A 22,416-nucleotide genomic window follows, 5' to 3' on the forward strand; every position below is an offset into this window, starting at 1 on the left:
CATGACCATACTCAGGGTTCTCGGCTCGGCCGCCGGCGGCGGCTTCCCGCAGTGGAACTGCAACTGCCGCAACTGCGACGGTGTGCGGCGCGGCACCGTGCGCGCCACCCCGCGCACGCAGTCTTCCATCGCACTCGGCGACGGCCAGCACAACTGGATCGTGGTGAACGCCTCGCCGGACATCCTCGCGCAACTGCGCAGTTCACCGGCGCTGCAACCGGCGCGCGCGCCGCGTGATACGGGCATCGTCGGCGTCGTACTGATGGATGCGCAGATCGACCACGTGACCGGCCTCCTGATGCTGCGCGAGCATCGGCAAGCGCTGCCGGTCTATGCCAGCGCAGCCGTCATCAGCGATCTGTCGACCGCCTTCCCGCTCACGCGCATGCTGTCGCACTACTGCGGGCTCGACACGCGCGCGCTGGCCCTGGACGGCACGGCGTTCTCGGTGCCGCCACTCGACGACGTGGCGTTGACGGCAATCCCGCTGGAGAGCAAGGCGCCGCCCTACTCGCCCAGCCGCAACGCGCGCCGCCTGGGCGACAACATCGGCTTGCGCATCGTCGACCGCAAGAGCGGCCGGCGTGCGTTCTACGCACCGGGTCTCGCGCGCGTCGAGCCGCATGTGTTCGACGAACTGGGCGCGGCCGACGTGGTGCTGGTGGACGGCACCTGCTGGCAAGACGACGAGATGCTCGCCCTGGGTTTTTCCACCAAGACGGCCGCCGACATGGGCCACCTCGCACAATCCGGCCCCGGCGGCATGATCGAAGTGCTCGACCAGCTGCCGGCAACGCGCAAGGTGCTCATCCACATCAACAACACCAACCCGATCCTCGATGAAGATTCGCCGCAGCGCCGGGAGCTGGAGGCGCACGGCATCGAGGTGGCTTACGACGGCATGGAAATCTCGCTATGACACATCCTGTTGCCTGGACCGCCGAAGACTTCGAAGCGCGGCTGCGCGCGAAGCAGGCGGGCTATCACATCCATCATCCGTTCAACCTGCGCATGCGCGCCGGTGAATGCACGCCAGAGGAAATCCGCACCTGGGTGGCCAACCGTTTCTACTACCAGGTCAACATCCCGCTCAAGGATGCAGCCATCCTGTCCAACTGCCCTGACCGCGCAACACGCCGCGAGTGGATCGTCCGGATCCATGACCACGACGGCGACGACGTGCAGCCGGGCGGCATCGAGAGCTGGGTGCGGCTGGGCGAAGCCGTTGGCCTCACGCGCGACGCACTGTGGTCGCACCGGCATCTGCTGCCGGGCGTGCGCTTTGCGGTGGATGCCTACGTGAACTTCGCGCGCCGTGCGCCGTGGCAGGAAGCGGTGTGCTCCTCCCTCACGGAGATGTTCGCGCCGGACATCCACAAGGAACGGCTCGCGGGCTGGCCCGAGCACTATCCATGGGTGCAGCCGGAAGGGCTGGCGTACTTCCGCTCGCGCATTCCGCTGGCCTCGCGCGACGTGGAACACGGCCTGCGCGTGACACTCGACTACTTCCGCACGCCCGAGCAGCAACAGCGTGCACTGGACATCCTGCAGTTCAAGCTCGACATCCTCTGGTCGATGCTCGATGCCATTCAACAGGCCCACGCATATGAGCCCTCCCTTGCCTGATCCGGCCCACCCCATGCTGCACCGGACCTTCCGGCTGCAGTGGGAAGACATGCAGCAGAGCTGGGTGCTGCTGTACCCCGAAGGCATGGTCACCCTCAACGACAGCGCCGCCGCGATCCTGCAGCGCTGCGACGGCGCCCATACCCTCGACATGCTGATCGACGACCTGCAATCCGCCTTTGGCGTGCAGGGCATCGCTCCGGAGGTCCACGCCTTTGTCAAACATGCATTCGAACGCGGCTGGCTCGTTTGAAGCCGAATCGCTGCTGGCGCCGGCAACGACGCCGGTGCCCGGTCCGCCGCTCTGGCTGCTGGCCGAGCTGACCTATCGCTGCCCGCTGCATTGCGCCTTCTGCTCCAACCCGGTCGACTACACGCGGCACGATCAGGAACTCACCACCGAGCAGTGGTGCGATGTGTTCACCCAGGCCCGAGCGCTGGGCGCCGTGCAGCTCGGGCTGTCGGGCGGCGAACCGCTGTTGCGCAAGGATCTCGAAACGCTGGTCGCGCATGCGCATGGGCTCGGGTTCTACGTGAACCTCGTGACGTCAGGGGTGGGCCTGACCGATGCGCGGCTCGGGGCGTTACGGGCTGCGGGGCTCGACCATATCCAGCTGTCGTTCCAGGACTCCACGCGCGAGCTGAACGACTTTCTCTCCAGCACGCGCACCTTTGACCTGAAGCGCCGCGTGGCCGATCTGATCAAGGCCCATGGATATCCGATGGTGATGAACTGCGTGATGCACCGGCACAACCTGCCGCACGTGGGGGCCATCATCGACATGGCACTGGAGATCGGCGCCGAGTACCTCGAACTTGCGAACACGCAGTACTACGGCTGGGCATGGGAGAACCGCCTGGCGCTGATGCCCACCCTGGAGCAGCTGCGCGAGGCCGAGGCTGTGGTGAACGACTACCGGACGCGCATCGGCGGCCGATGCCAGTTGCTCTACGTCGTGCCCGACTACTTTGAGCAGCGCCCGAAGAAGTGCATGAACGGCTGGGGTACGACGTTTCTCGGCATTGCGCCGGATGGCGTTGCGCTGCCCTGCCACTCCGCGCGCATGCTGCCCGGGCTGGAGCTGCCCAACGTGCTCAGCCAGCCGCTGCGCGACATCTGGCGAAGCAGCGACGCCTTCCAGCGCTTTCGCGGCACGCACTGGATGCCCGAGCCGTGCCAGTCATGCGAGTCGCGCGAGGAAGACGCGGGCGGCTGCCGCTGTCAGGCTTATCTGCTGACCGGCGACGCGGCGCGCACGGATCCGGTGTGTGGAAAATCGGCAGATCACGGCGCGCTGCAGAAGGTGGTCCTGCAAGGCCGGATGGCTGCGATGAACGGGTTCGGGCAGATGCGCGACACGCGCACCGGAGAGGTTCCCATCGTCTTCCGGACCGATGCCAATTCGCGCCAGCTCACGCAGCCATAGCGCGCAATCCTGCAAATGAGAGAGGGCCGGTCATTGCCGGCCCTTTCTCATTTGCGAACACCGTAGAAACTCACGAGCCTGAACTCAGTACCCAGGCCACCAGTTGCTTCGCCTCATCTTCCTTGAGGTTCGGATGCGCGGGCATGGGGATGCGGCCCCACACGCCCTTGCCGCCGTCGCGCACTTTCTGGGCAAGCCGCGCGGGCGCTTCTGCGTCTCCCTTGTACTTTGCGGCTACATCAATAAAGGCCGGCCCAACGATCTTGGTCTGCATGCTGTGGCACGAGAAGCATCCGTTCTTCTCGGCGATGGATTGCATATCGGGGGCGGCATAGACGGCCGTCGACGCAAGCGCCAACAGCGAAAACATTCCCTTGTACATCATGACTTTCTGGACTCCATAACGCTGTGGGCCGGCGCAGAACCGGCCATGCGGGCTGTGCGCGGTTGGGAGCGCACAGCCCGGCACAGACAGACTTAGTTTTTATGCAGCTTGAACACCCAAACCGAACCGCCCTGCTCCAGGAAGTTCACGCGCTTGGCCACTTCACCGCCCCACAGAGGCACGGCTCCGCCCCAGCCGGACACCACGGCGACGAACTGCTCGCCGTTGTCTTCCCACGTGACGGGCGGCGCGACGATGCCGCTGCCGGTCTGGAATTGCCACAGTTCCTTGCCGGTCTTGGCATCGGCCGCCTTCAGATAGCCTTCGGGCGTGCCCCAGAACACCAGACCGCCGGCAGTCGTCATCACACCACCCCACAGCGGCGCGTTGTTCTTGATCTGCCATTCGATCTTGCCGGTCTTCGGGTTGATGGCGCGCAGTGCGCCGATGTAGTCCTCATTGAGCGGCTTGATGGTGAAGCCGGCACCCAGGTAAGCGGCGCCCTTCTTGTAGCTGACGGGTTCGTTCCAGATGTCCATGCCCCACTCGTTGGCGGGCACGTAGAACAGGCCGGTCTGCGGGCTGTACGCCATCGGCATCTGGTTCTTGCCGCCCAGGAAGCCCGGCTCGGCAAATACCGCCTTGCCCTTCTTCTCTTCACCCGTCGCTTCGGCCGGATCCCCCGGACGGTGGTCAGGTGCGTAGTTCGGACGGCCGGTCTTGAGGTCGATGCTGGTGGCCCAGTTGACCTTCACGAACGGGAACGCATTGAGCAGCTTGCCGGTCTTGGCGTCGTTCACGTAGAAGAAGCCATTGCGGTCGGCCTTGCCGCCGACGCGCTTGCCGTCCATGTCGAACGTCACGAACTCGTTCACGCCGTCGAAGTCCCAGCCGTCGTTTGGCGTGTTCTGGTAGTGCCAGACGATCTTGCCGGTGTCCGGGTTGATGGCCAGCGTGGAAGACGAATACAGGTTGTCGCCCTTGCGCAGATGGCTGTTCCACGGGCCCGGGTTGCCGGTACCGAAGTACACCAGGTTGGTCTGCGGGTCATAGGTGCCGCCCAGCCACGTCGATGCGCCACCGGTCTTCCACGTCTCGCCGGGCCAGCTGGCGTTGAGCGTGCCCGTCATGCCGTTCTCGGTCTTGTTGCCGTCCTTGTCGTACTTGTAGCCCATGTGGCCTTCGACGGTCGGACGCGACCAGATCAACTGGCCGGTCTTGGCATCGCGCGCCTCCACGCGGCCCACCACGCCAAACTCGCCGCCCGACACGCCCGTCAGCACCATGCCTTTCACGATCAGCGGTGCAGCGGTCGTGGAGTAGCCCGCGGCGTAGTCCTCGATCTTGTCTTTCCAGACGATCTTGCCGGTGTCCTGGTTGAGCGCGATCAGCTGCGCATCCAGCGTGGAGAAGATGACCAGGTTGTCGTACAGCGCGGCGCCGCGGTTGACGACGTCGCAGCAGGGCATGATGCCTTCCGGCAGACGCTGCTCGTACTTCCACAGCTTCTTGCCGGTCTTCAGGTCGATTGCGTAGATGCGCGAATACGACGCCGTGACGAACATCTTGCCGTTGTAGATCAGCGGCTGGGCCTCCTGCCCGCGCTGCTTCTCACCGCCAAACGAAAACGACCATGCCGGTACCAGCTGGCTGACATTCTTCGTGTTGATTTTGGTGAGCGACGAGAAGCGCTGCCCTTGCGTACCCATGCCCCAGGTCAGCACGTCGTTCGACGATTTCGCGTCGTTCTCGATCATGGCATCGGTAACGGGGGGCGTTGCCGCGTGCACGGCAACACTTGCTGCCGCCATGGCAGCGCAAGTGCAATCACTCGTAGTGTCCTCATTCTTGTCTCCTCTACCTCTCTTTATGGTCCAGGTCCGGCAGTGTGATGTCACACCGGTCGGACTCAGGGCAAATCCCGTGCCATCGAAAAACGCCGTAAAACCGGGGTTTCAGGCGACTTGCAGTGCGGTGTTGCGTGCCATACCGCAACACATCGTTTGTTCTGTTGCGAAATGGAGCAACGCCATGAACGCGGCCCGCGCAAAGTCCACGGCTTACAGCGCGCGCGTGCGCCGGGCGGCAACATGCGCTGCACACACCGCTGCGCATCGAACCACTGGTGCTTGATCACCCCGGCAACGTGCAGCACCACCAGGCAGAGCAGCAGGTCCGCCGTCGTGCTGTGCACCGTGTAGAACATGTGTTGCAGCGCGCTGTCGACCCAGCCCCAACGCGGTAGCGGCACGCCCCAGAAGCGCGTTCCGTATTGATTGAACGAAGACCCGAGATAGCCCGACACCGGCATGACGACCATGCACATGTAGAGCAAACGGTGCGTGATGCGCGCAAGCTCCGTCTCCCAGCAGTGCAGCCCCGGAATGGACGGTGGCGCAGCACGGCGGACGCGCACAACCACGCGCCACGCGATCACCAGCGCGGCCGTCAGGCCGAGCGATTTGTGCAGATTCACCAAGGCGGACTTCCCGGGCGCGCCCTTGGCCAGACCTGTCATGTAGAAGCCCAGCGCGAACAGGCTGCAAAGCAGCAACGCACTCACCCAATGCAAGGCGATCGGCAGGCCCGCGTAGGTGGGGACGACCGCATGGGCGGCTCGATCAGCGCGGCGCATCGAGGCTGCCCACCGATGTCGGATACGTCACCACGCCCCAGGGCAGCTTGTAGCCCGGCAGTGCATCGACAACCTCGCGCTTCTGCGGGTCGATCACCTGCACACTGTTCGAGCGGCCGCACGCCAGTAGCAGCTTCTGATCCCCCGGAGTGAAGCTGAAATGCCAGCAGCGCTTGCCGACCGGAATGGCAGCCACCGGCGCAAAGGTGCGGGCATCGAACACCTGCAGCTGATCTGCGCGGCTGGCGGCCACCCAGAGATATCGACCCTCCCGGTCGAACGCGACACCGTATGGCCCCTGGCCCGTCGGCACGGTCTTGATCGGGTTGAAACCTGCATCCAGCAATACAGGTTGTTCGAGTTTTCCAGCGTCACCACATAGGTCTTTCCGTCCGGCGCGATCTTGATGCCGCGCGGCCGATTGCCGAACGGTGCGACATCCACGCGACGGATCTGCTTGAGCGTCGACAGCTCATAAACGCCGACCGTGTTGTCTCCCTCGTTGGCCACCAGCAGCAACGTGCCGGCCGGGGAAAACTCGATGGCTTCGGTCTCGCGTGCGGCCTTGATGCGACCGACGACTGCCCACTGGCTGAGATCGATGATCGCGACTTCAGCGGGGGCTTCGTCCTTCTCATCGTCCCCTTCTTTCTTGCCTGGATTGTTCTTGCCTGGCGGCCCGCCTTCCGAGGATGGCTCGTACGTGACGAACGCCCGGCGGCCATCGGGCGAGATGCGCATGAACTCGACATTCCTGCCGACCGCGATGCGCTTGACCTCCTTGCGCGTGGCCGTATCGACCACCGACACATCGGCGCTGCCCTGGTTGGCCGTCAGCAGCCAGCGGCCGTCGGGCGTGACAGCGAGGCCGCGCGGGTCCTTGCCCACGGCAATCTCGTCGAGCCGTTTAAGCGTGTGTGCGTTCAGCACCGTGACGCCACCGCCCTGATTGGTGACATAGGCGACGGGGTCCGGCACCACGGCAACCGCCTGGAGCGTCGATACCCAGCCCACGCAGAGCAGCGTGGCGATCCGGAGGTAAAAGGTCAGTGCGTTCATGATGGTCTCTTCTGAGGGGCTCAATCCGCGCCGGCACCCGCGGTTTTGCCTCCAAACGAATACGTCAGGCCAATCCAGATCGCACGCGGCGGCGCGGGCGTCATGAATTGCTGCGTCGCGAGCGTGTAGATGCTCCGCATGCCCGACAGGCCGTACGTGGAATAGCGCTTGTTGAACAGGTTGCTGATGTACGCCGAAATCTCGATATGTTTCGTCGGCTTGTAATGCAGGTTCAGATTGACGAGGCCATAGCCAGGCACCTCGCCGTTCGGGTCGGCATTGCTTTCGTTGCCGTGCGCGATCTGCTTGCTGACGAGGATCACGTTCCCGCCCATCGACAGGTTCGGGCTGAAGGCGTACGACGCGCCGAGCTTGAGCGTCTTTGCGGGGATGCCGGGGATCTTGTTGCCGCTGACGACGTTCTGGCCGCTCGCCGTGGTGAATGCCGACTTGTAGATCGCATCGACATAGCCAAAGTTGGCCGACAGCGACCACCTGTCGATCTTCGTGCTTGCGCCCAGCTCAAAGCCGCGCCGCTCCGTCTTGCCGACGTTGGCGAAGTAGCCGTACGTGTTTGACGTGGCGATGAACTGGATGTCATTGCTGAGCCGCGAGTCGTAGACAGACGCGCTCCAGTAGGTGGATTTGCCCAGCTTTCCGCGGCCGCCGAACTCGATGGTTTTGGCCACCACGGCCTTCAGGTCCGGATCGCCGTTGAACCCGGTTGGCAGCGAGCATGGGCTGTTCGGATCGGCGCAAGACAATTCGATCGATGTCGGTGCTCGCATCGATTCGCTGTAACTGCCGAAGATGCCCTGCCCCGCGCCCAGGTCGTAGTTGAAGCCCAATGCCGGATTGAACCGGTGGTAGCGGTGCGAGCCGGCCAGGCTGTTGGTTTCCGGCCCGGCCACCGCTCCTGCCGGGATACCGTTCGGAGCCGACGCTGCGCCCGCACCCGAATTCGAGTACCGATAGGCGTTGACGTAGCCGGGGTTGTAGTACGACACGCCCGAGACTTCGTCCGTCCAGGAATAGCCGCCGTCTTCGTTCAGGTACCGGTTGTTGGCGCCGCCCTGGTTGAGCGTGGTGTAGTTGAAGCTGCCCGATGCGGTCACGCTCAGCTTTTCCGTCACGCTCAACGTATCGGTGAAGTACAGGCTGAAGTTGTTGACGTTCGACGACAGGTTGACCGCACCGATGACGTTGCTGCCAGTGAACAATGCCGGGTTCGATGCCGACGGCGCCAATCCATTGGCGGTGAATCCGTACGCCTGATTGGGCGTCACCACGGCCTGGTAGTTGATCAACCGTGCGAGGTAGGTGGTCTGGTCGTACGTGATGCGTGAATGGTCGAACGCACCACCGACGGTGAACGTATTGTTGCGTCCCGCCAGTTGGCTGAAATTCGACCACTGCAGGGACGTACCCACCGTGTCCTCATGCGTGGCGGAATCAACGACGCTCGTATTGATGGCGTTGCTCCAGCGGCCGTAGCCGAGCGCCAGCGCATTCGCGCCGGTCACGGCATTCACCGCTGTGCCGTTGGGCGCCTTGCTCGCGCATTTGTACGTGGTGACGCCGCCAGCGGTGGCCGTTGCCAGCGATCCGTCGTCGTTGAAGCAGCCATCGTCGAGTTGCGCATTGCTGTTGACGTTGTGAAGGCTCGCCTTGCGGTAGTAGACGCTGCCGGCCAGTTGGTTGGTGTCGTTCAACCAATGGCTGCCCTTCAGGTTCAGCAGCGCCATCCGGTTTGAGATGGTGTCGGGCCACGTATAGGCGGCGCTGCGGTTGGCCATCATGTCCATCGGCAACGACTGCGTACCGCTCAGCGAGGTATCTGCGAGTGCAGCCGACAGCTCCAGCTGGGTAGCACCATCGTTGCCGTGCCACCGCGCCTTTCCATAAAGCTGCTTGACGTTCGAACCCGAATGGTCACGAAAGCCGTCCTGGCGGTCGATGTTGCCGGCGACGAAGTAATCGGTGCTGTGGGCTTTGTCGACGATACCGGTCTCAAAGCTCAGCGCACGGCGGCCAAACGAACCGCCCAGCACCTCGATCGACGTGCCGGCGTTGTCCTTTCCGTTCTTCGTGTTGACGACAAGCGCACCGCCCAGGGTATTGAGGCCGAACATCGGGTTGGAGCCCGGCAGGATGTTGACGCTGGACATCGCGTTCATGGGAATCAGATCCCAATTCACGATGGAGCCGAAGGGCTCGTTCATCCGCACGCCGTCAAAGTAGACCGACACGCCAATGGGCACGCCCAGCAGCGAAGACACCTGAAACCCACGGTAGTTGATGTCGTTCTGGTACGGGTTGCCCGCTCCGTTGCTGATGCTGACCTGGCCGAGGTTGTCGTTGAGCAAGTCAGCCAGGTTCGAGCTGCGCCGCTCGCGGGCATCGGTTGCGCTCACGCGCTGGGCATTGGCAGGGAACTGGGACAGCGGCACGCCAATGCTGTCGATCGGGGTCGAGCCGACGACCTGGGCGGTGGGCAACGCCACCGCGACGATCTGGTCTTCCGCAAACGCCGGCGCGCAAAGCCCCACGGCAGCAAGCGCAGCCACCCCGCCAGCAAGGCGCGGCGCGGCATTGCGCGTACGGCACGCGCGCTTCCCCGAACGGCTGGTATTCGAATGCACGAAGTGCCTCCCTGGTGTTTCACGCTCGCCGTGCCCGGGTGCGTCAATGGCGCGTCTCCAGGAACAGGCGTGGCGATGGCGATTCCCGGCAGGGAATCAGCGGCAATGGGGTAGACACCTGCGCGCGTCGCGGCAGTGCATGTGTGGGCGCATGGCCATGTCTCCTCTTCTTTTTTCGCCTGCGGGGTCTTTGCCTCGCAGATCAGCGGCTGGCGCACGGGTGTCGATGACCGTGCGCCAGCCGTCCTGCTACACCATCAGAAGAAGCCCAGCGGCTTGGTGTCGTAGCTCACCAGCAGGTTCTTCGTCTGTTGGTAGTGGTCGAGCATCATCTTGTGGGTCTCGCGGCCCACGCCCGACTTCTTGTAGCCACCGAACGCTGCATGCGCCGGATACAGGTGATAGCAGTTCGTCCACACGCGCCCTGCCTTGATGGCACGGCCCACGCGATAGGCGCGGTTGATGTCGCGCGTCCACAGACCGGCGCCCAGGCCGAAATCGGTGTCGTTGGCGATCTGCAGAGCCTGCGCTTCGTCCTTGAAGGTCGTCACGGCAATCACCGGGCCGAAGATTTCTTCCTGGAACACGCGCATGCTGTTGTCGCCCTTGAGCAGCGTCGGCTTGATGTAGTAGCCCTTCGACAGATTGCCGGGCAGCACTTCCACATCGCCGCCGACCAGGCATTCGGCGCCTTCTTCCTGCGCGATCTCCAAGTAGCTGCGGATCTTGTAGAACTGCTGCTCCGAAGCCTGCGCGCCGACCATGGTTTCGGTGTCGAGCGGGTCACCGCGCTTGATGGCGGCCACCTTGGTCATCACCGCATCCATGAAGCGGCTGTAGATGGACTCCTGCACCAGCGCGCGCGACGGGCACGTGCAGACCTCGCCCTGGTTGAAGAAGCCCAGCACCAGGCCTTCGGCGGCCTTTTCGATGAAGCTCGGCTCGGCCTGCATGATGTCTTCGAAGTAGATGTTGGGCGACTTGCCGCCCAGCTCCACCGTCGACGGAATAATGTTTTCGGCCGCGCACTTCATGATGTGCGAGCCGACCGGCGTCGAGCCCGTAAAGGCGATCTTGGCGATGCGCTTGCTGGTGGCGAGTGCCTCGCCGGCTTCCTTGCCGTAGCCATGCACGACGTTGAGCACGCCCGCCGGCAGCAGGTCGCCAATCAGTTCCATCAGCACGCAGATGCCCAGCGGCGTCTGCTCGGCCGGCTTGAGCACCACGCAGTTGCCCGCAGCCAGTGCCGGCGCCAGCTTCCAGGCGGCCATCAGCAGCGGGAAGTTCCACGGAATGATCTGGCCGACCACGCCCAGCGGTTCGTGGATGTGATACGCCACGGTGTGCTCGTTGATCTCGGCAGCGGAGCCTTCCTGCGCGCGGATGCAGCCCGCGAAGTAGCGGAAGTGGTCCACGGCCAGCGGGATGTCGGCGTTCAGCGTTTCACGCACGGGCTTGCCGTTGTCCCACGTTTCAGTCACGGCCAGCAGTTCGAGGTTCTGCTCGATGCGGTCGGCGATCTTCAGCAGGATCAGCGAGCGGTCCTGCACCGAGGTGCGGCCCCAGGCGTCAGCGGCAGCATGCGCGGCGTCAAGCGCGCGGTCGATGTCTTCAGCGGTCGAGCGCGGGAATTCACCGATCACCTCGCCCGTCACCGGGGTTGTGTTGGTGAAGTACTGGCCCTTGACGGGCGACACGAACTCGCCACCGATGAAATTGCCATAGCGCGGCTTGAACGAAACGATGGCGCCGGGAGTGCCGGGATGAGCGTAACGCATGGGTTGTCTCCTGATGTTTGAGTGATGACCGCAGCGTCGTTGTCTGCGCTGTGTCCGGTCGTCATCTGCAAAACCCGGGCCATCCCCTGCGGCGGATGCTGCATGCCCTTCGAATCAACTGTTCACGCCATTCCGCTTGTGAGACTGCTCCAGAATGGAACACTGGGTGTTGCAAAGCTCAACGCCCCATCGCCTGAACAGCCGATGGAGCCGCATGTGCCCACACGACGCGCATGGCACGACTTTCGCAACGCGGGGCTCTCATCCAAACCTTGCTAGACACACGATGAGAACGGCTCCCCTCCATGCCGCTGCCGCGCTGGCCGTTGCGTGCCTGTCCTGGCAGGCCTGCGCCGACACAGACATCGACCCCGCCGGCTCGCCGCTGTGGCCGACGATTCGTCAGGAGATGTTTGGCACGGCGCGGACGACGTTCGACAACCGCATCCGCATCACGGGGCCGGCATTTGCGGAAGACGCGATGCAGGTGCCGATTGCGTTCGACGCGTCGGCGCTGGGCAAGGTGGAGCGCATTGTCGTCGCGGTCGACCGCAACCCGATCCGCAAGGTGCTGGAATTCGCGCCCACGCACGTACGCCCGGCGCTGTCGTTCCGGTTCAAGCTGCAGGAGGCTTCTCCGGTGCGCGTGGCCGCACGCACGCCGGACGGTGTCTGGCATGTCGGCACCTTTCAGGTGGACGCCACCGGCGGTGGCTGCACGCTGCCCGGCGCCACGCGCCAGAACGCCACATGGAGCACCACGCTGAACCAGGTCGAGTCGCGTGTGTTTCCTGGCTTCAACGGCGCCGGCAGCCGCATCCGCGTGCGCGTGATGCACCCAATGGACACCGGCCTCGTGGCGGGCATTCCGTCCTTCCATATCGAGCAGCTCAGCCTGCTCGATGCCAGGCGTCAGCCCATGCTCGAACTCGCGCTGTACGAGCCGGTGGCCGAGAACCCGATCTTCTCGTTCGATCTGGACGGTCCTGTTGAGCGCGGCATCAGCGTGGCTGGCGTCGACAACAACGGCAACCGCATCCGCGCGCAGGTGACACGATGAGCCGACGCCTCCCACGGTTGACCCTCCTGCTGTGTCTTGCGATGTTGACCGCCATCGCGCGCGCGCAGGATCCCGATTACCACCTCGTACCGCACGCGGTTGCGCCCGACGTCTGGGTGCTCGAAGGCGCCAACGCGGATTTCTCTGCGCGCAACGGCTGCAACATCATCAACACCGGCTTCATTGATACCGGCGAGGGCGTGCTCGTCATCAACACAGGGCCTTCGATGCTGTACGGCGAGCAGCAGCGCCAGGCCATCCGCACGGTCACATCGGCGCCGGTGCGCTGGGTGTTCAACCTGAACCTGCACCCCGACTATTTCTTCGGCAACCAGGCCTATGCGGATGTCGGCGCCCAGGCGCTGCCCGGCACCATCGCCGGTGCGCAGCGCGAAGGCGCGGCCTATGCCGACAATCTCTACCGCATCTGCGGCGCGTGGATGCAGAACACGGCATCGACACCGCCCGGCACGCCATTGACGCCCGGCACACGCACCATGGGGCGCCATCGCATCGACCTGATCCGTCTCGACGGACATACCGATGACGACCTCGTGGTGGTGGACCGGACCAGCGGTGTGGTCTTTGCCGGCGGCATTGCCTTTCGAGACCGGATTCCCACCACGCCGCACGCCAACATTGCGCATTGGCTGGCGAGTCTCGATCGGTTGCAGAAGATCGTTGCCGACAGCGGCGCGCGCGTGTTGATTCCCAGCCACGGGCCGGCGCTGGGCAAGGCAGATGCCATCGCGCAGACACGTCAGTACCTGCAGTGGCTCGATGCACGCATGCGCCGCGCAGCGGCGGAAGGACGCGACCTGGCGGAGGTGATTGCGATGCCGGTAGACGCGCCCTACGCGCAGTGGGGTGGCATGCCCGCGGAGTACGCGCGCAACGTGACCCGCTTCTACCCACGTTACGAGAACGCCGCGCTGGCGCCCTGACATGGCGCCAGACCCCGCACGGCGACGCTGGATGCGCATCATGCTTGCGACCCTGATCAATCCGGCCCAGATGGTGTCGCCGTCTCCCGCGCGCGTCACGCTGTTGCGGCTGCAGGACGGCCTCTACGCTGCGCGCGCCGCCAACGCAGAAGCCGCGCGCGCAAATGCCGGAGAAGTCGTGCCCACGCTGGTGCACACGACAGGCAATGGTGTGCTCGTGGTCGACCCTGGCCCGCATGCGCGATGGGGACACCATCTGATCGCGGCCATCCGGCACATCACGGCGGAGCCCATTCGCTGGGTCATCAACACGCACGCACACCCCGAGCACGTGCTGGCCAACGCGGCCTTCGCACAACTGCAGCCGCGTCCTGCCTTCCTGGCGTCCGCCGCCACTGCCGACCTGATGCGCCAGCGTTGCGAAACGTGTCTGGCACGCCTGACCGCCATGCTGGGCGCGCGCGTCATGCATGAAACGCAGATCGTCTATCCGGAACCCGCACTGCGCGATGGCGATTGGCTGCACACCGGCAAGACAGCGTGGCAAGTCCGCATCTGCACGGCTGCGCACAGCGCATCCGACACGGTGCTGTACGCGCCGCGGCGCGGGGTACTGTGCACGGGTGGTCTGGCATATCGGCAGCGCATTCCGGACCTGCAGGAGGGTTCGCTGGTCGGGTGGCGGCATGCGCTGCATGCGCTCGAGCAACTGCCCGCCCACATCGTCGTGGGCACTGCCATCGGCACGCCTGCACAGATGTTGCGGCCGACGCTGGCCTATCTCGACATGCTGGACAGCACGATCTCGCGCGCCATTGAAGCCGGCGGCGACGCAGCCCGCGCGCTCGACTACGTCCCGGGCGACGCTTATCGCGACTGGCGCAACTTCCGCCCGCGCCATGCGCTGAACGTCGGACGCGCATGGCGCGAGCTTGAAGATCGCTGGATGCAAAGCGCCCCAAGCGCCTGATCGCGGATGCTCCATTGCTGAACAGACGGCGGACATGTGTTGCATCGACTGTCCCGCCACGCTACATCCCACGCACGGCCCCGGGTATCCGCAAACGTTAATCAACGGGCTGCAACTCCGTGCAATGCGCTGCAAACGTCGTGGTATGCATATTGCAAAGTCCCGCCGGCGTTGAGCGCGCCCCCGCGTGTTTGGCGCCAACACCGCATGCGTCCGAGCCAATTCAGTGGACGCATCAGACAACGACAATACGGAGACAACATGCAGAACTCACGCCTTCGACCCTGCGTCCTGACCGCCATTGCAGCCGCCCTCGGCTGTGCAGCGAGTGGCGCCATCGCACAATCGTCGGTCACGATTTACGGCACCGTCGATGCCGGACTCCAGTATCAAAACCGCAGTGCAGCCGGCGGCAGCATCACGGAAATGCATTCCGGCGGCATCAGCCCAAGCATCTGGGGCCTCAAGGGGTCTGAAGACCTGGGCAGCGGCATGAAGGCCAACTTCAACCTTGAAGGCCATTTCAGCAGCGACACCGGCACGCTGACCACGGGCCCGGGATTCAGCTCGGAACTGTTCCGCCGGCAAGCGAACGTCGGCCTGAGCGGCAACTGGGGCGCCATCACGCTGGGGCGTCAGTACAGCCCGGCCCTCATCGGCACGATCGGCACGGAAGCGCGCGGCTTCAAGGAGCAGTTCTCGAACCTGTACGGCTGGGCCTACAACCAGCTCCCAGCCCCGGGCAACGCGATGGGCGCCGGTACCAACCCCGGCAACGACGTGGGCGTGTTCATCGGCAATGCGCTGCAGTACTCCAACAACTTCGGTCCGGTGTGGCTGGGCGTTGCCTATTCATTTGGCGAGACCGCCGGCAGCTTCAAGCGCGGCAATGAGCTGTCGCTGGGTGCCACGTACACGGGCCCGCTCACAGTCGGTCTCGGCTATCAATCGACCGCAGACAGCGGCACGGGCGAGACCCTCAGCCGCCTGTGGAGCGCAGGCGTGGCCGTGCCGTTCAATGCCTTCACGGGCCGTGTTAACTACATCGGCGTCACCAACAACGCGCCGACCGGACAGCGTGTATCAGACGTCAAATCGATCGGCGTCGGGCTCGACTACAAGTGGAGCCCCGCCAATACCGCCACGCTGGCCGGCTACTACAGCAAGTACGAAAGCAGCGCCCACGACAGCTCGACCAAGTCGGTCGTGCTGAGTAACGACTACGCGTTCTCGAAGCGCACCACGCTGTATGCTCAGCTGGTGTACGTCAGTGCAGGCGCGGTAGGCACGGCCGATCCGCTGGAAGGTATCAAGACCTCCATCGTTGCGGGCGGCACGGCGTCAGGCGCGAAGACCGTGTTGGCGGGTGTGGGGCTGAAGCATTCGTTCTGAGATTCGTTCTGAGCCGCACCACAGCAGGAAGAAAAACCCTTGGCCAACACCAAGGGTTTTTTTGGGCCTGGCGATACGAAGCATGAATCCTGACGCAGCGCATGGTCTGGACAGGCGATCCGCGCTACGCTGAAATATTCGCAACGTCACGATTCCTGCCTGCCGAACCCACGCGGCGGCGCTCATTGGAGGTGCCTTGATTCGCGTCCTGCCTGCCTTTGTCCTGGGCACGCTCAGCTCAATCCTGCTGGCCCTGAACACCCTGTTCTGGAGCGTGCCATTGTTCGCGCTGTCGGCGTTCAAGCTGCTGGTGCCGGCAACCGCGGTGCGCCGCCGGATCGATCCCATGCTCAACTGGGTCGCTACGTGCTGGATCGGCTGTAACAACGCCTGGATCGGCGTGCTGCAGCGCGAGCCCTGGAGCGTGGAAGGCGCCGAGAACCTCCGCTACGCGGGCTGGTACCTGGTCAATTGCAACCATCGGTCTTGGGTGGACATTTTCGTGTTGCAGCGGGTGTTGAACCGGCGTATCCCGCTGCTGAAATTCTTCCTCAAGCAACAGTTGATCTACGTGCCGGTGATCGGTCTGGCCTGGTGGGCGCTGGACTTTCCGTTCATGCGGCGGCACTCCAAGGCGGCGCTGCGCAAGCACCCCGAGTTGCGCAATCAAGACCGCGAAACCACGCGTCGCGCCTGCGCCAAGTTCGCGCACGCGCCGACCAGCGTCATGAACTTTGCCGAAGGCACGCGGTACACGCCGGCAAAGCACCGGACGCAGTCCTCCCCCTATCGCCATCTGCTCAAGCCGAAGGCCGGCGCGCTGGCCCTGACGCTCAACGCCATGGGAGAGCGGTTCCAGTCGCTGCTCGATATCAGCATTGCCTACCCGGACGGCACGCCGAGCTTCTGGCAACTGGCCTGCGGCCAAGCCGGCCGTGTCATGGTGCATATTCGCGAACTGCCGATTCCGTCGGATTTCTGCACGCACGACTACAGCACCGACGCCGCCTTCCGCAGCGATTTCCACCGCTGGCTTGCCCAACTGTGGGAGGAGAAAGATCAGCAGATTGAGAACATGCTGGCGCGGGCCGGCCAGCGGCGCAGCGTGACCACCGGTGCCGACGTTTTTTCGCCAGACCAAATCTAGACGCCAAACAAAAAGCCCCTTGGTCGTAAAACCAAGGGGCTTTTGCTACTGCTGGCGGAGAGGGTGGGATTCGAACCCACGGTACCGTCGCCGGTACGCCTGATTTCGAGTCAGGTACATTCGACCACTCTGCCACCTCTCCGGTAACTGGGTCGCTGAATCGCGAAACCGCGAGTATAACAAAAATTTTCCGACCTGATCAAGAGGGTCGGCACAACTGATCAAACTGCCGGTTTCAGCACTTCCTGGCCGCCCAGATACGGGCGCAGCACCGTCGGCACCGTGACCGAGCCATCCGCGTTCTGGTAGTTCTCCAGCACGGCCACCAGCGTACGGCCCACGGCGAGGCCCGAACCGTTGAGCGTGTGCACCAATTCCGGCTTGCCCTGCGCGTTGCGGAAACGCGCTTGCATGCGGCGCGCCTGGAAGTCGCCCATGTTCGAGCACGAGCTGATTTCGCGGTACGTGTTCTGCGCCGGGATCCACACCTCGATGTCGTACGTCTTGGTGCTGCCGAAACCCATGTCGCCGGTGCACAGCACGATGGTGCGGAACGGCAGTTCCAGCTTGCGCAGGATGTTCTCCGCGGCGTTCGTCATGGCTTCCAGCGCATCGAACGACGTGTCGGGCTGCACGATCTGCACCATCTCGACCTTGTCAAACTGATGCTGGCGGATCATGCCGCGCGTGTCCTTGCCGTACGAGCCGGCTTCGGAACGGAAGCACGGCGAATGCGCCGCGAACATCATCGGCAGCGCATCGGCGGCCACGATCTCATCGCGCACGAGGTTCGTGAGCGGCACTTCGGCAGTCGGGATCAGGTAGAAGTTCTCGACGCGCTCGCCGTCTTCGCCTTCGGCGCTGTGCCCCATCTTGCGCGGCACGCGGAACAGGTCTTCCTCGAACTTCGGCAACTGGCCCGTGCCACGCATCGACGCAGCGTTGACGATGTACGGCACGTACGCTTCGGTGTAGCCGTGCTCAAGCGTGTGCGTGTCGAGCATGAACTGCGCGAGTGCGCGATGCAGACGCGCCACCTGCCCTTTCAGGACGGTGAATCGCGCGCCCGACAGCTTGGCGCCCGCATCGAAATCCAGCCCCAGCGCGGCGCCCAGGTCCACGTGATCCTTGACGGGGAAGTCGAACGCACGCGGCGTGCCTTCGCGGCGCACTTCCACGTTCTGCGTCTCGTCGCGGCCGGCCGGCACGCTTTCGTGCGGCAGGTTCGGGATCGACAGCATCAGGTCCTGCAACTTCGCCTGCACCACGTCGAGTTGCGCGGCAGACGCCTTCAGCTCGTCGCCGATGCCCGACACCTCGGCCATCACACCTGATGCGTCCTCGCCCTTGCCCTTGAGCATGCCGATCTGCTTGGACAGGCTGTTGCGGCGGGCCTGCAGCTCTTCGGTGCGGGTCTGGATGGCCTTGCGTTCCGCTTCGAGCGCGGCAAAGCCGGCCACGTCGAGCACGTAGCCGCGATCTTTGAGGCGCGCGGCGACGGCGTCGATGTCTTTGCGCAGCAGTTGGATATCAAGCATGGTGGGAAAAGGAAACCGAAGATTGCGAGCGGTCTGAACGACCGAAAACGCCGATTTTATCGTACCGGCCGTGGGGCTTATTTGTTACGGGAGGATTTGTCCTGCTCGGCGTGCCACTGCGCATCCAGCTCGCGCAGGTGCCGCAGCTTCTCGCCAATCTTGCCTTCCAGGCCGCGCGGCGTCGGCACGTACCAATTCTGCGGGGGCAGATCGTCGGGGAAGTAGGTTTCGCCGGCGGCGTAGGCCTCCGGCTCGTCATGCGCGTAGCGGTAGGCATGGCCGTAGCCGAGTTCCTTCATCAGCTTGGTGGGCGCATTGCGCAGGTGCACGGGCACGTTGCGCGACTTGTCCTGGCTGACGAAGGCGCGCGCCGCGTTGTAGGCGTTATAGCCGGCGTTCGACTTGGGCGCGATGGCCAGGTAGATCACCGCCTGGGCCAGCGCCAGCTCCCCTTCCGGCGAGCCCAGGCGTTCGTACGTTTCCGCGGCGTCGAGCGTGATGCGGCCGGCGCGCGGGTCGGCCAAGCCGATGTCTTCCCACGCCATGCGCACGATGCGGCGCGCGAGATAGCGCGGGTCTGCGCCGCCATCGAGCATGCGGCAGAACCAGTACAGCGCGCCGTCCGGATCGGAGCCGCGCACGGACTTGTGCAGTGCGCTGATCTGGTCGTAAAAGGCGTCGCCGCCCTTGTCGAAGCGACGCAGATTCTCGGACAGCGCAGAGGCCAGCAGCGCCTCGTCGATCACCGGAACGGTATCGCCCTCGGCCTGCGAACGCGCCGCGCGGGTGACGATTTCCACGTTGTTGAGAAGCTTGCGGCCATCGCCGTCGGCCGACGCGACGATGGCGTCGAGTGCGGCGGGCGTCCACTCCAGCCCGCCCAGTTCCTGGCGTGCGCGTTCGGCAAGCTGCTTCAGCTCGTCGTCCGACAGGCTCTTGAGCACGTACACCGCGGCACGCGACAGCAATGCGCCGTTCACTTCGAACGAGGGGTTTTCCGTCGTCGCGCCGATAAAGGTGAACAGCCCGCTTTCCACGTGCGGCAGGAAGGCGTCCTGCTGGCTTTTATTGAAGCGATGGACTTCGTCGACGAAGACGAGCGTGCGTCGGCCATTGGCGCGAAACTGCTCCGCACGCTCCACGGCCTCGCGGATGTCCTTGACGCCGGAGAGGACCGCGGACAGCGCGATGAATTCTGCGTCAAACGCATTGGCCATCAGCCGCGCCAGCGTGGTCTTCCCAACGCCGGGCGGCCCCCAGAGGATCATCGAATGCGGCTCGCCCGACGCGAAGGCCACGCGCAGCGGCTTGCCCGGGCCCAGCAGATGCTGCTGACCGATCACTTCATCGGCGGAATGGGGGCGGAGGCGCTCGGCCAGCGGCATGTGGGCGGGCGCGTCCGGGAAGAGAGAGGCAGAAGCGTTCATGCGAGGATTGTCGCAGAATCCGCTCGCCGACCGCTTCCCACGGCAGCGTCAGGCGGCGCGTGCGTCCAACGCCGGCTCGTCTGCGACCGGCCTGCTCCGGCCGATCAAAAGCACGCAGATCAGCGACAGCGCCGCAAAACCGGCATAGAAGATCGCCATCGGCCACCACAGCGGGAAGAAGCGATCTGCCAGCACCGTGGCAAGCAGCGGTGTCAGGCCACCCGCAAATGCGCCGCACACCTGATACGACAACGAGATCGCCGTGTAGCGGATGCGCGCCGCGAACATGCCGCTGACAAAGCCCGCGATGATCGCGTAATAGCCGGACTCGGCCAGCGTTGCGATGGCCACCCCTGCAAACACGGTGTGCGACTCGCCCATGCGGACCAGCGGGAGCATGACGAACGGCACGACCACCGCGAAAGCCGCGAGGATGACCAGCATGCGGCGTGTTCCGAAACGGTCGGCCAGCGTGGCCGCACCGAGCTGCACGAAGAACTGCAGCACGGCCACCCAGAACATGCAGTCGAGAATCATTGCGCGATCGAGCTGCAGGTACTGCGTGGCGTACGAAATCATGAAGATGTTGCTGAAGTACACGCCCGCGATGCCGTACACGTTGGCGCCAATGGCCAGAGCAATGAGCGGCCATGCCTTGAGCGCCTCCGCCAGCGGCTGCTTCGCCACGTCGCCGGAGGCCTGCATCGCCTCGAATTCCGGCGATTCGTTGACCGACATGCGGATCACAAAGCCCACGGCCAGCAGCACCGCACTCGCCAGGAAGGGCAAGCGCCAGCCCCACGCCATGAAGGCCTCCGGCTCGAGCCGGCTGACGGCGGAAAAGGCCAGCATCGACAGGATCAGACCTCCGGCGCTGCCCAGCTGCGCGAACGAGGCGAAGAACGTACGCCGGCCTTTCGGCGCATGCTCGCCGGCCAGCAGCACCGCGCCACCCCATTCGCCGCCCACGGCAATGCCTTGCAAAACACGCAACGCCACCAGCGCGACCGGCGCAATCCACCCGGCCTGCGCATATGTCGGCAGACAACCGATCAGCACCGTGGCCACGGCCATGAGGGTGAGCGTGCCCATCAGCGCGCGCTTGCGGCCAAGCTTGTCGCCAATGCGGCCGAACAGCACGCCGCCGATGGGACGGGCAAGAAATCCGATGGCGAACGACCCGAACGAAGCCAGCAACCCCAGCAAGCGGTTCTCTCCCGGAAAGAACAGCGGCCCGAAGACAAGCGCCGCCGCCGTGGCGTAGCTGTAGAAGTCGTACCACTCGATCGTGGTGCCGATGAACGAGGCCATCGCTGCACGGCGCGGCTGGGCGGTCGATTGCGTTGCTTGCATGGGGTCTCCTCTCTGTTCTCATGGATATCGCGTCAGGCGCGGTATTCGACGCCGGGCAGCACGCACAGCATCTCGAACGCGAGGTTGGCGCCAAGCAGCGCCGTCGTCCCGAACGGGTCATATGGCGGGGACACCTCGACCAGATCCGCCCCGACGATGTCGAGACCGCGCGCACCGCGCACGACCTCCAGCGCCTGCGGCACGGTCAGGCCGCCGATCTCCGGCGTGCCGGTACCCGGCGCATAGGCGGGGTCGATTCCGTCGATGTCGAAGCTGATGTAGACGGGGCCGCCCTGCACGCGGGCGCGCACCTCTTCCATGAGCGGCGTGAGCGATCGGTGCCAGCATTCCTCGGCGGTCACCACGCGAAAGCCCTGTTCGCGGCACCAGTCGAAATCTTCGGCCGCGTAGCCGGTGCCGCGCAGGCCGATCTGCACAACGCGGTTGCAGTCGAGCAGCCCCTCTTCCACCGCGCGGCGAAATGGCGTGCCGTGCGCGATCTTCTCGCCGAACATGGTGTCGTTGACGTCGGCATGCGCGTCCACGTGGATGAGGCCGATGCAGCCGTACTTCGCATGCATCGCGCGCAGGATGGGCAGCGTGACGGTGTGGTCGCCGCCCATGCCGATCGGGCGGCAGCCGTCGGCGATGATCTCCCGGTAAGCCGCCTCAATGCGCGCGATCGAGTCATGCAGGTTGTATGGGTTGGTCGGCACGTCGCCGATGTCGGCCACGCGCAGCGAGTCGAACGGCGCGGCGCGCGTGGCCATGTTGTACGGCCGCAGGAGGACGGATTCTGCGCGGATCTGCCGAGGCCCCAGCCGCGCGCCGTTGCGGTTGGACGTGCCAAGGTCGAACGGCACACCGACAAAACAGGCGTCCAGCCCGGCGGCTGACGTGGCGGCAGGCAGCCGCATCATGGTGGCAATGCCGCCAAAACGCGGCATGGCGTTGCCCGAGGCGGGCTGGAAGAGGTCGGCGCGGTCGTTCATGGCAGTCGCATGGTCACATCGGCCCGAGCCGATGTAAGGAG

Annotated in this window: 19 protein-coding genes and 1 tRNA gene; 9 read left to right on the forward strand and 11 right to left on the reverse strand. The window is 64.6% G+C overall.

From position 1 onward, the window contains the following. Position 1 precedes the first annotated feature (1 nt). The 4 genes from pqqB to pqqE are packed head-to-tail and all read left to right on the forward strand — an operon-like array spanning position 2 to position 3,053. Positions 2–919: a pyrroloquinoline quinone biosynthesis protein PqqB gene (gene pqqB, locus FUT88_RS04900; protein WP_147214064.1), complete on the forward strand. Its 918-nt coding sequence runs from the start codon at positions 2–4 to the stop codon at positions 917–919. Next, positions 916–1,626, forward strand: coding sequence for a pyrroloquinoline-quinone synthase PqqC (gene pqqC / locus FUT88_RS04905; RefSeq protein WP_147214065.1), 711 nt, complete (start codon positions 916–918; stop codon positions 1,624–1,626). The genes pqqB and pqqC overlap by 4 nt, the downstream gene beginning before the upstream one ends. Beyond that, the gene (gene pqqD, locus FUT88_RS04910) at positions 1,607–1,879 is read left to right on the forward strand and encodes a pyrroloquinoline quinone biosynthesis peptide chaperone PqqD (protein ID WP_092969117.1); all 273 of its coding nucleotides are present in this window, start codon (positions 1,607–1,609) and stop codon (positions 1,877–1,879) included. The genes pqqC and pqqD overlap by 20 nt, the downstream gene beginning before the upstream one ends. Further along, on the forward strand, positions 1,851–3,053 hold the full coding sequence (gene pqqE / locus FUT88_RS04915) for a pyrroloquinoline quinone biosynthesis protein PqqE (protein ID WP_147214066.1): 1,203 nt from the start codon (positions 1,851–1,853) through the stop codon (positions 3,051–3,053). Before pqqD ends, pqqE begins: the two co-directional genes overlap by 29 nt. 70 nt (positions 3,054–3,123) lie before the next feature. Here the strand turns inward: pqqE and FUT88_RS04920 are convergent, their stop codons facing one another. The 6 genes from FUT88_RS04920 to FUT88_RS04945 all read right to left on the reverse strand — a co-directional run bounded on the left by FUT88_RS04920 (position 3,124) and on the right by FUT88_RS04945 (position 11,552). Next, entirely contained in the window at positions 3,124–3,435 is a 312-nt protein-coding gene (locus FUT88_RS04920; RefSeq protein WP_147214096.1) for a c-type cytochrome, read from the reverse strand. 95 nt (positions 3,436–3,530) lie between these two features. Continuing rightward, on the reverse strand, positions 3,531–5,249 hold the full coding sequence (locus FUT88_RS04925) for a PQQ-dependent methanol/ethanol family dehydrogenase (protein ID WP_147214067.1): 1,719 nt from the start codon (positions 5,247–5,249) through the stop codon (positions 3,531–3,533). A gap of 98 nt (positions 5,250–5,347) precedes the next feature. Next, positions 5,348–6,073 carry a cytochrome b/b6 domain-containing protein gene (locus FUT88_RS04930; RefSeq protein WP_261797003.1) on the reverse strand — a complete coding sequence of 242 codons (726 nt, stop codon included), beginning with the start codon at positions 6,071–6,073 and terminating at the stop codon, positions 5,348–5,350. A gap of 93 nt (positions 6,074–6,166) precedes the next feature. Next, complete coding sequence (locus tag FUT88_RS04935) at positions 6,167–7,132, reverse strand: YncE family protein (protein ID WP_261797004.1); 966 nt, start codon at positions 7,130–7,132, stop codon at positions 6,167–6,169. Positions 7,133–7,152: 20 nt separating this feature from the next. Continuing rightward, positions 7,153–9,774: a TonB-dependent receptor domain-containing protein gene (locus tag FUT88_RS04940; RefSeq protein WP_147214068.1), complete on the reverse strand. Its 2,622-nt coding sequence runs from the start codon at positions 9,772–9,774 to the stop codon at positions 7,153–7,155. Positions 9,775–10,031: 257 nt separating this feature from the next. Further along, positions 10,032–11,552 (reverse strand): aldehyde dehydrogenase family protein, encoded by a 1,521-nt coding sequence (locus tag FUT88_RS04945; protein ID WP_045205996.1) that lies wholly within the window; start codon positions 11,550–11,552, stop codon positions 10,032–10,034. Between the two features lie 286 nt (positions 11,553–11,838). Here FUT88_RS04945 and FUT88_RS04950 point away from each other — a divergent pair, with 286 nt between their 5' ends. From FUT88_RS04950 to FUT88_RS04970, 5 genes are all read left to right on the forward strand, one after another. After that, on the forward strand, positions 11,839–12,612 hold the full coding sequence (locus FUT88_RS04950; RefSeq protein WP_147214069.1) for a quinoprotein dehydrogenase-associated SoxYZ-like carrier: 774 nt from the start codon (positions 11,839–11,841) through the stop codon (positions 12,610–12,612). After that, positions 12,609–13,556 (forward strand): quinoprotein relay system zinc metallohydrolase 1, encoded by a 948-nt coding sequence (locus tag FUT88_RS04955; protein WP_147214070.1) that lies wholly within the window; start codon positions 12,609–12,611, stop codon positions 13,554–13,556. Before FUT88_RS04950 ends, FUT88_RS04955 begins: the two co-directional genes overlap by 4 nt. A gap of 40 nt (positions 13,557–13,596) precedes the next feature. Then, positions 13,597–14,526: an MBL fold metallo-hydrolase gene (locus FUT88_RS04960; protein ID WP_147214071.1), complete on the forward strand. Its 930-nt coding sequence runs from the start codon at positions 13,597–13,599 to the stop codon at positions 14,524–14,526. A 261-nt stretch (positions 14,527–14,787) separates the two neighbouring features. Beyond that, positions 14,788–15,918 (forward strand): porin, encoded by a 1,131-nt coding sequence (locus FUT88_RS04965; protein WP_147214072.1) that lies wholly within the window; start codon positions 14,788–14,790, stop codon positions 15,916–15,918. A 196-nt stretch (positions 15,919–16,114) separates the two neighbouring features. Beyond that, positions 16,115–17,065, forward strand: a complete 951-nt coding sequence (locus FUT88_RS04970; protein WP_147214073.1) for an acyltransferase — start codon at positions 16,115–16,117, stop codon at positions 17,063–17,065. Between the two features lie 52 nt (positions 17,066–17,117). Here FUT88_RS04970 and FUT88_RS04975 read toward each other — a convergent pair. From FUT88_RS04975 to speB, 5 genes are all read right to left on the reverse strand, one after another. Continuing rightward, a tRNA-Ser gene (locus tag FUT88_RS04975) sits at positions 17,118–17,207 on the reverse strand. A gap of 79 nt (positions 17,208–17,286) precedes the next feature. After that, positions 17,287–18,603, reverse strand: coding sequence for a serine--tRNA ligase (serS, locus tag FUT88_RS04980; RefSeq protein ID WP_147214074.1), 1,317 nt, complete (start codon positions 18,601–18,603; stop codon positions 17,287–17,289). 77 nt (positions 18,604–18,680) lie between these two features. Beyond that, positions 18,681–19,988 (reverse strand): replication-associated recombination protein A, encoded by a 1,308-nt coding sequence (locus tag FUT88_RS04985; RefSeq protein ID WP_147214097.1) that lies wholly within the window; start codon positions 19,986–19,988, stop codon positions 18,681–18,683. A 90-nt stretch (positions 19,989–20,078) separates the two neighbouring features. Then, positions 20,079–21,383 (reverse strand): MFS transporter, encoded by a 1,305-nt coding sequence (locus FUT88_RS04990; RefSeq protein WP_147214075.1) that lies wholly within the window; start codon positions 21,381–21,383, stop codon positions 20,079–20,081. 32 nt (positions 21,384–21,415) lie between these two features. Continuing rightward, the gene (gene speB / locus FUT88_RS04995) at positions 21,416–22,375 is read right to left on the reverse strand and encodes an agmatinase (protein WP_147214076.1); all 960 of its coding nucleotides are present in this window, start codon (positions 22,373–22,375) and stop codon (positions 21,416–21,418) included. Positions 22,376–22,416: the final 41 nt, after the last annotated feature.

This window comes from Ralstonia sp. TCR112 (assembly GCF_007997035.1).
In the GTDB taxonomy this organism is placed as follows: domain Bacteria; phylum Pseudomonadota; class Gammaproteobacteria; order Burkholderiales; family Burkholderiaceae; genus Ralstonia; species Ralstonia edaphi.

Bases quoted from the DNA above. Each gene is read 5' to 3' on its own strand.
- speB (WP_147214076.1), bottom strand. From the start codon at position 22,375: ATGAACGACCGCGCCGACCTCTTCCAGCCCGCCTCGGGCAACGCCATG.
- pqqD (WP_092969117.1), top strand. From the start codon at position 1,607: ATGAGCCCTCCCTTGCCTGATCCGGCCCACCCCATGCTGCACCGGACC.
- FUT88_RS04990 (WP_147214075.1), bottom strand. From the start codon at position 21,383: ATGCAAGCAACGCAATCGACCGCCCAGCCGCGCCGTGCAGCGATGGCC.
- FUT88_RS04950 (WP_147214069.1), top strand. From the start codon at position 11,839: ATGAGAACGGCTCCCCTCCATGCCGCTGCCGCGCTGGCCGTTGCGTGC.
- pqqE (WP_147214066.1), top strand. From the start codon at position 1,851: ATGCATTCGAACGCGGCTGGCTCGTTTGAAGCCGAATCGCTGCTGGCG.
- FUT88_RS04930 (WP_261797003.1), bottom strand. From the start codon at position 6,073: ATGCGCCGCGCTGATCGAGCCGCCCATGCGGTCGTCCCCACCTACGCG.
- FUT88_RS04985 (WP_147214097.1), bottom strand. From the start codon at position 19,988: ATGCCGCTGGCCGAGCGCCTCCGCCCCCATTCCGCCGATGAAGTGATC.
- FUT88_RS04945 (WP_045205996.1), bottom strand. From the start codon at position 11,552: ATGCGTTACGCTCATCCCGGCACTCCCGGCGCCATCGTTTCGTTCAAG.
- FUT88_RS04960 (WP_147214071.1), top strand. From the start codon at position 13,597: ATGCTTGCGACCCTGATCAATCCGGCCCAGATGGTGTCGCCGTCTCCC.
- pqqB (WP_147214064.1), top strand. From the start codon at position 2: ATGACCATACTCAGGGTTCTCGGCTCGGCCGCCGGCGGCGGCTTCCCG.
- FUT88_RS04935 (WP_261797004.1), bottom strand. From the start codon at position 7,132: ATGAACGCACTGACCTTTTACCTCCGGATCGCCACGCTGCTCTGCGTG.
- FUT88_RS04925 (WP_147214067.1), bottom strand. From the start codon at position 5,249: ATGGCGGCAGCAAGTGTTGCCGTGCACGCGGCAACGCCCCCCGTTACC.
- FUT88_RS04965 (WP_147214072.1), top strand. From the start codon at position 14,788: ATGCAGAACTCACGCCTTCGACCCTGCGTCCTGACCGCCATTGCAGCC.
- serS (WP_147214074.1), bottom strand. From the start codon at position 18,603: ATGCTTGATATCCAACTGCTGCGCAAAGACATCGACGCCGTCGCCGCG.
- pqqC (WP_147214065.1), top strand. From the start codon at position 916: ATGACACATCCTGTTGCCTGGACCGCCGAAGACTTCGAAGCGCGGCTG.
- FUT88_RS04920 (WP_147214096.1), bottom strand. From the start codon at position 3,435: ATGTACAAGGGAATGTTTTCGCTGTTGGCGCTTGCGTCGACGGCCGTC.
- FUT88_RS04955 (WP_147214070.1), top strand. From the start codon at position 12,609: ATGAGCCGACGCCTCCCACGGTTGACCCTCCTGCTGTGTCTTGCGATG.